Genomic DNA, 12,409 nt, shown 5'->3' with positions numbered 1-12,409 from the left:
GTGGATGCGACATGGCGTGGTGGGCGTGGGCCATGTGGTCCGACGGCACGTCGGCGACGGGAGGTGCTCCATGATCACGTGTGCCGGCAGCGCGGGGCGTGTCGTGCCTGCGATGCCGCCGTTTCTCTTGCCGGACCGACCGCTGGCCGACGCTCGCCCATCGGAGTCGAACGGTCATGCCGAGGTCGACATCGAGGTGCAACGCGTCTCTTGCATTCAAGCCGCCGAAGCGTGCCACGCTGCGTCCGCGCAAGGGGGGGCGCCCATCGAGCGGATCGGTGACGACACGCATGCACAGCTTCGCGCACTCCGCCTGCGTGCGCGAGACGCCCGCGAGGCGGCGCGAACGCACGACGAAATGCGCGTGCTGATCGGCGGTGAATCGAAGGACGGGGCGCACGACCGTTCGAGCGGAAAAACGCCCCATGAGGCCGTGTGCCTTCCGCCCGCCTCCGGCATGTCGCGCGCTTCAGCCTCAGTGCCGGATGGCGCGACGCCGCCGGTGGTCGAGCCCCCCGGCTATGCCTGTCCAGTGCGCTCCGGGGTGTTGCTTGCCCACGCCGCCAGTCTTGGCGTTCAAATGGTCAGCGTTGCGTCGCCGTATCTGGCGCCCGATGTCTTTGCGGGACTTGCGGGCGCACGTGTGTGCGAGCGAGTGCGTTCGTCGACAACCTTCGCGGGCCGGGGCGGGCGATGCAAGGTGTTGCGCATCGGCAGGGCGATTTTCACCCCGGGCATGATGGTCGCGCCGTACTTCGCGCTGCTTGCGCTGGGCGATCTCATTTGCTGGGGTGTCGAGTTTCACCGCCCGGGCACGTTGCCGTTTCAGGGGGACAGCCTTGCCAATCTGATGTACTGGCTCAACGCGCGTGGCGCGTTCGAGCGGGTGCACGCCGCCCTCGGGGCAAATGACGCTGCAATCCTCGCCGCCGTCAAGCGAGTGCGCGTGCTGGAGCGGATGGTTGCGAAGCTGCGCACGGCACTCGTCGCGCACGACGATCCGGTCTGGCAAAAGGCGCTCGCGGCCCGGATTCGTCTCCTGTCGACCGGGGTCTTCGTGTGGCTGATCGCCCGCCTGCCGTTCAGTGACGACGTGAGCGAATTGCCGAAGGGCCTGTCCGAGTTTTATCAGTGGCTTGAAAGGCTCGGCGCGGGAACGAAGCTGGCTGCGGCCTTGTCCGGGTCGCTCGTGTCGTCGCGCCCGAGCGCGGAGGCTGACGCGTCCCTGGAGGACGAACTGGTGTGCGTCTGCGTCGACCCGCGCGACATTGCGCGGACGGTCGAGGCGGATTCCCAATAAAAAAACCCCGCCAGGTTCAGCGGGGTTCAAGAAGTGCCCGGTCGTACAGAGCAGGTCCGGGCACTCGGGGGGAAGTCGTTGAATCAGTGCGCGCCGGCCGCGGCATCGGCGCCACCGCCACCACGGATCGGGCGCGTGACCCAGACCATCACGATCATGAGCACGAACAGCACGGCCGAGATCCAGAAGATGTCGTTGGCGCCGAGCATGGCCGATTGCTGCGTGACCAGCCGGTCAATGAAGCCATTGGCCTGCGGCGTCGTCATGCCAAGCTGATTGAGGGTCTGCACCGAGCCATTGAACGTCGGATCGTACGGCGTGAGATGCTCGGTCAGCTGCGCGTGATGCAGGGTGATCCGGTTGTCCCAGACCGTCGTGGCGATCGATGTGCCGACGGCCCCGCACGTAATGCGCACGAAGTTCGACAAACCGGCGGCGGCCGGAATCCGGTGCGGCGGCAGGCCCGACAGGATAATGGCCGTGAGCGGGATGAAGAACATCGACATCGGCACACCCTGCAGGAAGGTCGGAATCATCAGCGTGCGCGTGTCGACCAGCGTGTTGAAGTGCGAGCGCATCAGGAACACGAGCGCGAACAGCAGGAACGAGACGGTCACGACCCAGCGCGCGTCGAGCTTGGGCAGGAACTTGCCGATCACCGGCGACAGGATGATGGCGAACAGACCCACCGGCGCCATCACGAGCCCGGCTTCGGTGGCGGTGTAACCGAGGTAAATCTGCAGCCACTGCGGCAGGATCACCAGATTGCCGAAGAACAGTCCGTACCCGACCGAGATCGCCACCACGCCGCCCGTGAAGTTGATGCGCTTGAAGAGCGTGAGATCGACCACCGGATGCTGCTCCGTAATCTCCCAGATGACGAAGAAGCAGAACGACACGAGGGCCACCAGTGCGAGGATCACGATGGTCGACGAATTGAACCAGTCGAGTTCCTTGCCCTTGTCGAGCATCACCTGCAACGAGCCCACCCACAGGACGAGCAACGCCAGTCCGACGGTGTCGATCGGCTTGCGCTGTGTCGGCGTTTCCCGCTTGGCGTAGATCATCCACGTGACATACGCGGCGGCGATGCCGACCGGAATGTTGATGTAGAAGATCCAGGGCCAGTGGTAGTTGTCGGAAATCCAGCCGCCGAGAATCGGCCCCATGACCGGGGCGACGAGTGTCGTCATGCCCCATAGGGCGAGGGCCATCGAACTCTTCGCCGGCGGATAGCTCGAGAGCAGCAACGATTGCGAGAGCGGAATCATCGGTCCGGCCACGGCGCCTTGCAGCACGCGGGCCGCGAGCAGGAATTCGAGCGTGGGCGCCATGCCGCACAGCCACGACGCCAGCACGAACAACAGGATCGAGGTGATGAACAAGCGCACCGCGCCGAAGCGTTCCGTCAGCCAGCCCGTGAGCGGCACCGAAATGGCATTGGCAACAGCGAACGACGTAATCACCCAGGTGCCCTGGCTCGACGAGACGCCTAGGTCGCCGGAAATGGCGGGGATCGATACGTTGGCAATCGAGGTGTCGAGCACGTTCATGAACGTGGCGAGCGACAACGCAATGGTGCCGAGTACCAGCTGGCCGCCCGTGAGCGGGCCAGGAGCGTTTTGATTTGCCATGAGATGTCAAAGGGGGTGGGGGGCACCCCCCTCCGATTTACAGGGGACGTGCGCGGGCCGGCTGATTGCGCGTGTCGCTGGCGCCACCGGAGGCCGATCCTGCCGGACCCGCGTTCTCGGTGATGATCTTGGCGACGATATCGTCGGCGTCGTGGCCGACCTTGTCATACACATCGGTCGAATAGACCGGCAGGGCGGGGGCTTCGCCCAGTTCCTTGCCGTCCGTGTTGCGCACGTTCACCTTGACCTGCATCGACAGGCCGACGCGCAGCGGGTGCGCCTGCAACTGCTTCGGATCGAGCGCGATGCGCACCGGCAGACGCTGGACGACCTTGATCCAGTTGCCCGTGGCGTTCTGCGCCGGCAGCAGCGAAAACGCACTGCCGGTACCCGCCGAGAAGCCGGCGACCGTGCCTTTGTATTCCACCGACGAGCCATACACGTCCGCCGTGAGCGTGACCGGCTGGCCCACGCGCATGTGCGCGATCTGCACTTCCTTGAAGTTCGCGTCGACCCACACCTGGTTGAGCGGCACCAGCGCCATGAGCGGCGCGCCGGTGGCCACGCGCTGGCCGACCTGCACGGAGCGCTTGGCCACATAGCCGTCGACCGGCGCCGGAATCGAGGTGCGGGCGTAGTCGAGGTAGGCGGCGCGCACCTTCGCGGCGGCCTGCTGCACGTTCGGGTGCGTCGTGACCGACGTCTTGTCCGTGAGCGCCTTGTTCGACACGAGCTGGGCGCGGGCCTGTTCGAGCGCGGCGCGCGCGGACTTCACGGCGTCCTGGGCGTGGGCAAGTTCCTCGCGCGACACGGCACCCGTGGCGATCGCCATTTCGCGACGCTTCACGTCGGCCTGTGCCTTGGCGAGTTCCGATTCGCGCATGGCCACCGTCGCGGCGTACGCATCGTTGTTCACGAAATATGTGCGCACCTGGCGCACTGTCTGCGCCAGATTCGCCTCGGCTTGCAGCAGTGCCACGCGGGCGTCGGTCTGGTCGAGCGTGACGAGCGGCTGACCGGCCTTGACCATCTGGGTGTCGTCGACCTTCACGCCGGTCACGGTGCCGGCCACCTGCGGCGTGATCTGCACCACGTTGCCCGCGACGTAAGCGTCGTCGGTGTCTTCGTAGTAACGCGCATACAGCGCGTAGTAGGCGCCATAGCCGATCGCCGCGATCGCGATCACGGCCGTCAGCGTCAGCATCATTCGGCGGCGCTTGCCGTTGCCCTGGGCCGGCTGGGCAGGCGCTTGTTGTTGGTTCTCGCTCATCATTTGCTCCGTACTAATCTCTTAATGTGCTTTGACGTTGTCTGTTCTGTGTGACGGGGGCCGTTCAGTGCGTCTGCATGGCGCCGTCCTCGGCCTTGGCCGGAGGCGCCTGTCCCACGACGAGGCCTGCGGCCTGTGCATCGAATCCCCCGCCGAGTGCCTTGATCAGGCCGATCTGCTGATCACGGCGCGCGCTGTCGATATTCACGCGGGCCTGTTCCTGTGCGAGCAGCGACGATTCGGCGGTGAGCACGGTCAACTGCGGCGTGAGGCCGGCCTTGTAGCGATCGACCGCAAGATCGTAGGCGCGCTGGGCGGCGTCCTGCGCCACGCGTTGCGACACCATCTGCTTGTCGGCGGAACGAATCGACGACATGCGATCCGCGATGTCGCCGAGCGCCTTGTTGAGCGTCGAGTCGTAGTTCGCGACGGCGCTTTCATACGCCGCGTACTGGCCCTTCAGATTGGCGCGCAACCGGCCGCCGTCGAAGATCGGCAGCGAGATGACCGGGCCGGCCTGAATGGTCTGGCTGCTGGCGTTGAGCAGCTTGCCCAGTCCGAACGTCGAGAACCCGAAGGCGGCGTTGAGATTGACGTCGGGATAGAAGCGGGCCTTGGCCACGTCCACGCCCTTGAGCTGGGCTTCCACGCCCCAGCGGGCCGAGACGATGTCCGGGCGGCGGCCGAGCAGCGCCAGCGGCAGGTTGTCGGGCAGGGCGGGCGTGGGCAGCTTGGCAAGCGTCGGTCGCGAGATATCGAGGCCGCGATCCGGCCCTTTGCCGAGCAGCACGCCCAACTGGTGACGCGTGAGCAGGATCTGGCCGTCGAGCTGCGCGATCTGGGTCTGAATGTCGGCCGTGTTGCTGTCGGCCTGCTTCTGTTCGACCTGCGTGTCGAGGCCCGCACGCACGCGATCGGCCGTGAGCTTGCCGAGGTTCTCACGCTGTCTGGCGACGCGTTCGAGCACGTCGTGCAGGGCGTATTGCTGCGCCAGCTGGTTGTAAGAACGTGCCACGGCGGTGGCCAGCGCGAGCCGCACTTCCTGGTCTTCGGCCTCTTCCGCGCGCTCGGCCGAAGTGGCCTGGGCGCGGGCCGCCCGGTTCTTGCCCCACAGGTCGAGCTCCCACGACAGCGAGGCCGTCAGGTCGCCCTGGGTGAACCACGTGCCGCCGTAACCCGGTGGATAGATGGTGTTCTCCGTGAACTTCTCGCGGTAGACGTCGCCCTGAAAACCGACCGAGGGCAGCAGGGCCGCCGCGGCGCCTTCGGTCTGGGCTTGCGCGGCCTTCAGGCGGGCGGCGGCCATCGCCAGGTCCGGGTTGCCGGCGAGCGCCTCGTCGATCAGGGACACGAGTTGCGGATCGCCGAAACGCTGCGCCCAATCGGTGCCCGGCCATTGTCCGCCTTCGGAGGGCAGGCTGCGCTGGGTCTGGTACTGATCGGGTGTGCTGATCTGCTTGTCGCTATGGATGCCGGCGAAGTTCGCACAACCGGCAAAGCCCAGCGTGACAACCGCCAGGCTGAGGGCGGAAATCGCTGAGCGGACCCGCTGACGCGGGAGGAAAGGTGAGGCCGCTTTCATCGCAAAACCTTTACGAGTGAAGTCTTCTACTGACATTGATCGGGAATTCGGGCCGGCACGAGCGCGTGAAACCGTGGACTCGGCATGCTTTTCTTGAGGCGTTGGCGCGGACGCGTCGTCATCCGGCTTCGCCGTTGACGATCACGCGTCGCAGCAAGCTCTTCAGAAATCCTACTTCTTCCGGGGTAAAGCCCTGCAACAGATGATCGGCGGCGCGCACGAAGATGTCCGGCATGCGGTCGGCCATCGCATGGCCGGCTTCGGTGGCGCTCAGGTTCACCGTGCGCCGATCCATCTTGCTGCGCTCGCGCTCGAGCAGGCCGTGCGCCTCGAGCCTGTCGAGCAACCGGGTCACGGCGCTCGCGTCGATGCAGTAATCGCGCGCCAGGTCGGCCGCCGTCTTGCTCTTGCCGGTGGCGACCTTGTACAGCATGGTCGCCTGGGTGCTCGTCAACCCGTATTGCGACGTCTCCTTGGTCAATTCCGCGAGAATCAACTGACGCACGCGGGCGACCAGATACCCGAGGGAATCGTCGATGTCGTAGGCGTTGCGCGGGGGATCGCCGTGCGGCGCGTCGGGCTGCGACGTCGGCGCGGTCGGGGAAACGGAGACGGGCGGTTCGGACATGTTTCGTGTTGCTGCAATAGTTGACTAGTCACGATTATAGCGTTCACTTAATAAATTGCAAGTCAATGCAATAGTTGACTAGGCAAATATTGTGGCCGGATCAGAGGGAAAGATGCCGGATGCTGCATGGCGGCAGCCCGGGCCCGGTTCGAGGGGGGGCGGCGGCGAGCCGGGACGGCCGCATGGATTTCGGGACGCCGTGACCGCCGGCGACGCCGCGCGTTGTTGCATCGCAGAAAGGCCATGACGCCGGACATGCGCAAGTGGTAGAATCGCGGATTCTCCAAAGGCTTTTTCGAGCACCTTCTTCATGACCCGCGCTCTCCGTAATATCGCCATCATCGCGCACGTCGACCACGGCAAAACCACGCTCGTCGACCAGTTGCTGCGCCAGTCGGGCACCTTCCGCGAAAACCAGCAAGTCGCTGAACGCGTGATGGACTCGAACGACATTGAAAAAGAGCGCGGCATCACGATCCTCGCCAAGAACTGTGCCGTCGAGTACGAAGGCACCCACATCAACATCGTCGATACGCCGGGACACGCGGACTTCGGCGGTGAAGTCGAGCGCGTGCTCTCGATGGTCGACAGCGTGCTGCTGGTGGTCGACGCCGTCGAAGGCCCGATGCCGCAAACGCGCTTCGTCACGCGCAAGGCCCTGGGCCTTGGCCTGAAGCCGATCGTCGTGGTCAACAAGATCGACCGTCCGGGCGCTCGTCCGGACTGGGTCATCGACCAGACCTTCGACCTGATGGACAAGCTCGGCGCCACGAACGAGCAGCTCGATTTCCCGGTGGTGTACGCCTCGGCCCTGAACGGCTTCGCGAGCCTCGATTCGAATGTGCGCGAGGGCACGATGAAGCCGCTGTTCGACGCGATCCTCGAACATGTGCCCGTGCGCGACGCCGATCCGGACGCGCCGCTGCAACTGCAGATCAGCTCGCTCGACTATTCGACGTTCGTCGGCCGTATCGGTATCGGTCGCATCACGCGCGGCCGCATCAAGCCGGGCCAGCAAGTGGTGATGCGCTCGGGCCCGGACGGCGAAATTCTCAAGCGCAAGATCAACCAGGTGCTGACCTTCAAGGGGCTGGAGCGCGTGATGTCGGAAGACGGCGCGGAAGCCGGCGACATCGTGCTGATCAACGGTATCGAAGACGTGGGCATCGGCGCCACGATCTGCGACGTGGATACGCCCGAAGCACTGCCGCTGCTGACCGTCGACGAGCCGACGCTCACGATGAACTTCTGCGTGAACACGTCGCCGCTGGCCGGCCGCGAAGGCAAGTTCGTGACGAGCCGTCAGATTCGCGATCGCCTGGACAAGGAACTGAACCACAACGTGGCGCTGCGCGTGAAGGACACGGACGAGGATTCCGTCTTCGAAGTGTCGGGCCGTGGCGAGCTGCACCTGACGATTCTGATCGAGAACATGCGTCGCGAGGGCTACGAACTGGCCGTGTCGCGTCCGCGTGTGGTGCTCAAGGAAATCGACGGCGTGAAGCATGAGCCGTACGAAATGCTGACCATCGATCTGGAAGATGAACACCAGGGCGCGGTCATGGAAGAAATCGGCCGTCGCAAGGGGGAAATGCTGGACATGGTGTCGGACGGCCGCGGCCGTACCCGCCTTGAATACCGCATCCCGGCACGTGGCCTGATTGGCTTCCAGGGCGACTTCCTGTCGATGACCCGTGGCACGGGCCTGATGAGCCACATTTTCGACGCCTACGCTCCGCTCAAGGATGGTTCGCTGGGCGAGCGTCGCAACGGCGTGCTGATCTCGCAGGACGATGGCGCTGCCGTGGCCTATGCGCTGTGGAAGCTGCAGGACCGCGGTCGTATGTTCGTGTCGCCGGGCGACGCGCTGTACGAAGGCATGATCATCGGTATTCACAGCCGCGACAACGACCTCGTGGTCAATCCGATCAAGGGCAAGCAGCTCACGAACGTGCGCGCGTCGGGTACCGACGAAGCCGTGCGCCTGGTGCCGCCGATCGCCATGAGCCTCGAATACGCCGTCGAATTCATCGACGACGACGAGCTGGTCGAGGTCACGCCGCAAACGATCCGTCTGCGCAAGCGCTTCCTCAAGGAGCACGAGCGTAAGCGTGCGTCGCGCGAAGAGAAGTAAAAGCCGGCGATGGTTTCGGTGTGCGGCAGACCCGGGTCCGCCGCGTAGCGACGCCAGTCAGTTGGAAAGAAAGCCGGTGCCTAGCGCCGGCTTTTTTTTCGCATCCCACTTTGACGTTTTCGAAGCATCCGCCCCCGACATGACCGAATTCATTCGCACCGAAATCCGTGGCCGTATCGGCTTCATCACCCTGACTCGCCCGAAGGCGCTCAATGCGTTGTCGCACGACATGATTCGGGCGATGGCGTCGGCACTCGACGCCTGGCGCGACGACCCAAAGGTGCTGGGTGTCGTCCTGCAAGGGGAGGGCGAAAAGGGTTTGTGCGCGGGCGGCGACATTCGCTACTTCCACGAAGCCGTGAGCGCGGGTCGTACCGACATCATGGACTTCTTCACCGACGAATACCGGCTGAACTACGCAATCGCCACCTATCCCAAACCGTATATCGCGCTGATGGACGGTGTGGTGATGGGCGGTGGCATGGGAATCTCGCAAGGGGCCGCACTGCGTATCGTGACCGAGGCCACGCGCATGGCAATGCCGGAAACGGCGATCGGCCTGTTTCCCGATGTCGGCGGAGGCTACTTCCTCGCGAATCTCGCCGGTCATCTCGGGGAGTATCTCGGTACCACGGGGATCGTATTCGGCGCCGTCGATGCCTGCGAAATCGGTCTGGCCGATGTCGTGCTGCCGCGCGCGTTGCTGCCTGTGTTGTGTGACCGGTTGGCGAACGGGGCATGGGGCGACAGCGACGCCGTACTCGATGCGGCTCGCACGTTCGTGCGTGAAAGCCTGCCGCCCGCGGGGCTCGCACCGGGCAAGCTCGCCCCGTTGCGCGATGTCATCGACAGCCACTTCGGTCTGGCCGACATGCCGACAATACTGAAATCGCTCCAGCGCGAGGCGCGCTGCGAGTATTCTGGCTGGGCGCAGGAAACGGAAGACCTGTTGCGCGCCAAACGTTCGCCGCTGATGGTATGCGTGACGCTCGAGCAAGTTCGCCGCGCACGACATATGCCGCTGGCGGACGATTTGCGAGAAGAGTGGTTGATGATGCGTAGTGTCTTCAACCTCGACGGCCGCAGCGGGGCCGAGGGTGTGGAAGGGATCCGCGCGATGGTCGTCGACAAGGATCACAAGCCGCGCTGGCAGCATGAGCGCATCGAGGACGTGAAGCCCGCGGACATCGCGCGATTTTTCGACGGCGAGCGCCAAGGCGCGGACCATCCGTTGCGCGACCTCGGGCAATAGCGGGCAGCACCGCGCTCGCCGGGGTGATGCGTCACACGGCGGCCTGACAGAATTGCTCGCCCACGGCCTGATCGAGTTTGCGGCAGATATCGGCGATGCTGCCGACCATCACGATATGCGACACGTCGCGGTACACGCGGACATCGTGGGCTTCGGCCGATGCGGCGAGATCGCGCCGCGGCAACTCGCGCACGTCGCGCGATGCCTTGGCGGCCTTGCCCGCAGGGCAGGTGCGACGTGTTGCGGACGACGTCGCCGCCACGAGCGTGCGGGGCAGGGCGGTCGTGCGCGTTCGGGCAGGCACGGTGTAGGAACGGGCGATGGCGGGTGCCGAAGCGTAGGGGCCGGAGAGTGCGGAGAGGCCGTAGACCGCCGACAACCGGGTCTGCGATGTCGCACGAACGCGCGGTTGACCAAACGACGTACGCAGCAAACCAAAGAGTCGAGCCATGATGCAATCCTTCTTCCAATGTGGGTCTGAGGGGCGCGTCCTGCCGCGGTTTTGACGAATCGCGAGCGCAGCAGGACACGGGCGCCGGACCCAGCCCGGCGCAGTCGGAAAAGCAAAGTCTTCTGGGAGTCGGGGGCGGCGTCAGGTAACGCCGATCCCGTGATCGCGCTTAGAGGTCGTTGCTGCGAATCAGGCCGACCGCAATGCCTTCCAGCGCAAAGTCGCCGCTGCCTTCGTCGACGTTGATATTCTCGAAGTCGGGGTTCTCGGCAATCAACTCGACACCGCCAGGCACGCGATGGAAACGTTTGACGGTGACGTCGTCGCCGATACGCGCCACCACGATCTGTCCCTCACGGGCGTCGGCCGCCTTCTGCACGGCCAGCAGATCGCCGTCGAGAATGCCGGCGTCGCGCATCGACATCCCGCGCACCTTCAGCAGGTAGTCGGGCTGGCGCGCGAACATGTTCGGATCGCACTGGAAATTGCGCTCGATGTGCTCCTGCGCCAGAATCGGGCTACCCGCCGCGACTCGACCCACGAGCGGCAGCGACAGTTGCATCAGGCCCATGTGCGGCAACGTGAACTGATGCGAACCGCCGGCTTCGTCCAGACGCTTGAGGCGGATGCCGCGCGATTGACCGGCGGCCAGTTCGATCACGCCTTTGCGCGCCAATGCCCGCAGGTGCTCCTCCGCGGCGTTGGCGGAAGAGAAGCCGAGTTCGGCGGCAATCTCCGCACGCGTTGGCGGAAAGCCGGTGCGCTCGATGGCTTGCTGAACCAGTTCGTAGACCTGCTGTTGACGGGCGGTAAGTTTGATCATGGCATCACTGTATGGAAGCACAGGTGGCTGTATTTTTGTACAGTGTTTGCAAAAAGGCAAGGGAAAACTTCATGTAGTGCATGAGGTTCGTGCGCTTTTGCCATCTCTCCCACCGATTGCGCCGTTCCCCAACGCCATGCGCCCCGCGTGGCGATCGTCTTCAGCACAAAATCTCTAATCCATATTCCGGTATAAACAAAAGCAAAAATATTATTTTTAATTATTTAGACGCCCTCATAGACTGGCCTCCTACACACGAGAAGCAAACAAGGAGTGCAAGTCATGAGCAATGCAGCACGGGGATGGAAAGCTAACAGGCTGGCAGTCGCGATGGGCGCACTGGCGCTTGCCGCGACGATGACGGTGCAGGCGCATGCGGCGAGTCTCTCGCTGCTCAACGTATCGTATGACCCGACGCGCGAGCTTTACGCGGACTACAACAAGGCATTCGAAGCCCATTACAAGCAGGCCACCGGCGACACGGTCACGGTCAAGGCGTCGCACGGGGGCTCGGGCAAGCAGGCCCGCACCGTGCTCGACGGCGCACCGGCCGACGTAGTCACGCTCGGCATTTCGGCCGACATCGATGAACTGGCGCAGGCCGGACTGGTGGGCAAGGACTGGCAGAAGCGCTTGCCCGACAACGCCACGCCCTACACGTCGACCATCGTGCTGCTCGTGCGCAAGGGCAATCCCAAGCAGATCAAGGATTGGGGCGATCTCGTCAAGCCGGGCATCAGCGTTGTCACGCCGAACCCCAAGACGTCGGCCGGCGCGCGCTGGAACTACCTCGCCGCGTGGCTCTACGCCCTCAAGCAGCCGGGCGGCAACGAGCAGAAGGCGCAGGACTTCGTCAAGGCGCTCTACAAGAATGTCGGCGTGCTCGATTCGGGCGCGCGCGGCGCCACGACCACCTTTGTCGAGCGCGGTATCGGCGACGTGCTGATCGCGTGGGAGAACGAGGCACTGCTCTCGGTGAAGGATCTTGGCCCGGACAAGTTCGACATCGTCGTGCCGTCGTCGTCGATTCTGACCGAACCGCCGGTCGCCGTGGTCGACAGGAACGTGGACAAGCACGGTACCCGCAAGGTCGCCGAGGCGTATCTGCAGTGGCTCTACTCTGCGCAGGGGCAGGAGATTGCCGCCAGACACTTCTATCGTCCGCGTTCACCGGAAATCGCAAGGAAGTACGAGGCGCAGTATCCGAAGCTGCGGCTCTACACCGTCGACGCCGACCTGGGCGGCTGGACGAAGACGCAGGCGAAGCATTTTGCCGACGGCGGCATCTTCGACCAGATCTACACCAAGAAGTGAGCGACGCGCGCGCTTGAGGAT

Annotated in this window: 10 protein-coding genes; 4 read left to right on the top strand and 6 right to left on the bottom strand. The window is 64.4% G+C overall.

Features of this window, described 5'->3' with window-relative positions:
- The first annotated feature begins 70 nt into the window (after positions 1–70).
- Positions 71–1,300 (top strand): hypothetical protein, encoded by a 1,230-nt coding sequence (locus LV28_RS37615; protein WP_038617275.1) that lies wholly within the window; start codon positions 71–73, stop codon positions 1,298–1,300.
- Between the two features lie 83 nt (positions 1,301–1,383).
- Here the strand turns inward: LV28_RS37615 and LV28_RS37610 are convergent, their stop codons facing one another.
- From LV28_RS37610 to LV28_RS37595, 4 genes are all read right to left on the bottom strand, one after another.
- On the bottom strand, positions 1,384–2,934 hold the full coding sequence (locus LV28_RS37610) for a DHA2 family efflux MFS transporter permease subunit (protein WP_023596331.1): 1,551 nt from the start codon (positions 2,932–2,934) through the stop codon (positions 1,384–1,386).
- Positions 2,935–2,971: 37 nt separating this feature from the next.
- A complete protein-coding gene (locus tag LV28_RS37605) occupies positions 2,972–4,204 on the bottom strand; it encodes an HlyD family secretion protein (RefSeq protein ID WP_023596330.1) in 1,233 nt (410 codons plus the stop codon).
- Positions 4,205–4,268: 64 nt separating this feature from the next.
- Positions 4,269–5,786 (bottom strand): efflux transporter outer membrane subunit, encoded by a 1,518-nt coding sequence (locus LV28_RS37600; RefSeq protein ID WP_023596329.1) that lies wholly within the window; start codon positions 5,784–5,786, stop codon positions 4,269–4,271.
- A 118-nt stretch (positions 5,787–5,904) separates the two neighbouring features.
- Positions 5,905–6,414, bottom strand: a complete 510-nt coding sequence (locus LV28_RS37595) for a MarR family winged helix-turn-helix transcriptional regulator (protein ID WP_023596328.1) — start codon at positions 6,412–6,414, stop codon at positions 5,905–5,907.
- 310 nt (positions 6,415–6,724) lie between these two features.
- Here LV28_RS37595 and typA point away from each other — a divergent pair, with 310 nt between their 5' ends.
- Entirely contained in the window at positions 6,725–8,548 is a 1,824-nt protein-coding gene (gene typA, locus LV28_RS37590; RefSeq protein ID WP_023596327.1) for a translational GTPase TypA, read from the top strand.
- Between the two features lie 139 nt (positions 8,549–8,687).
- Positions 8,688–9,800: an enoyl-CoA hydratase/isomerase family protein gene (locus LV28_RS37585; protein WP_038617278.1), complete on the top strand. Its 1,113-nt coding sequence runs from the start codon at positions 8,688–8,690 to the stop codon at positions 9,798–9,800.
- A gap of 31 nt (positions 9,801–9,831) precedes the next feature.
- On the opposite strand, the gene LV28_RS37580 is transcribed toward LV28_RS37585, so the two are convergent.
- Positions 9,832–10,251: a hypothetical protein gene (locus tag LV28_RS37580; RefSeq protein ID WP_023596325.1), complete on the bottom strand. Its 420-nt coding sequence runs from the start codon at positions 10,249–10,251 to the stop codon at positions 9,832–9,834.
- A 169-nt stretch (positions 10,252–10,420) separates the two neighbouring features.
- Positions 10,421–11,074 (bottom strand): transcriptional repressor LexA, encoded by a 654-nt coding sequence (gene lexA / locus LV28_RS37575; RefSeq protein WP_038617281.1) that lies wholly within the window; start codon positions 11,072–11,074, stop codon positions 10,421–10,423.
- A 282-nt stretch (positions 11,075–11,356) separates the two neighbouring features.
- On the opposite strand from lexA, the gene LV28_RS37570 reads away from it, so the two are divergent.
- Positions 11,357–12,388: a sulfate ABC transporter substrate-binding protein gene (locus tag LV28_RS37570; RefSeq protein ID WP_048806321.1), complete on the top strand. Its 1,032-nt coding sequence runs from the start codon at positions 11,357–11,359 to the stop codon at positions 12,386–12,388.
- The last annotated feature ends 21 nt before the right edge of the window (positions 12,389–12,409 follow it).

The organism is Pandoraea pnomenusa, assembly GCF_000767615.3.
GTDB lineage: Bacteria > Pseudomonadota > Gammaproteobacteria > Burkholderiales > Burkholderiaceae > Pandoraea > Pandoraea pnomenusa.
This window is presented reverse-complemented; position numbering and strand designations above follow the sequence as displayed.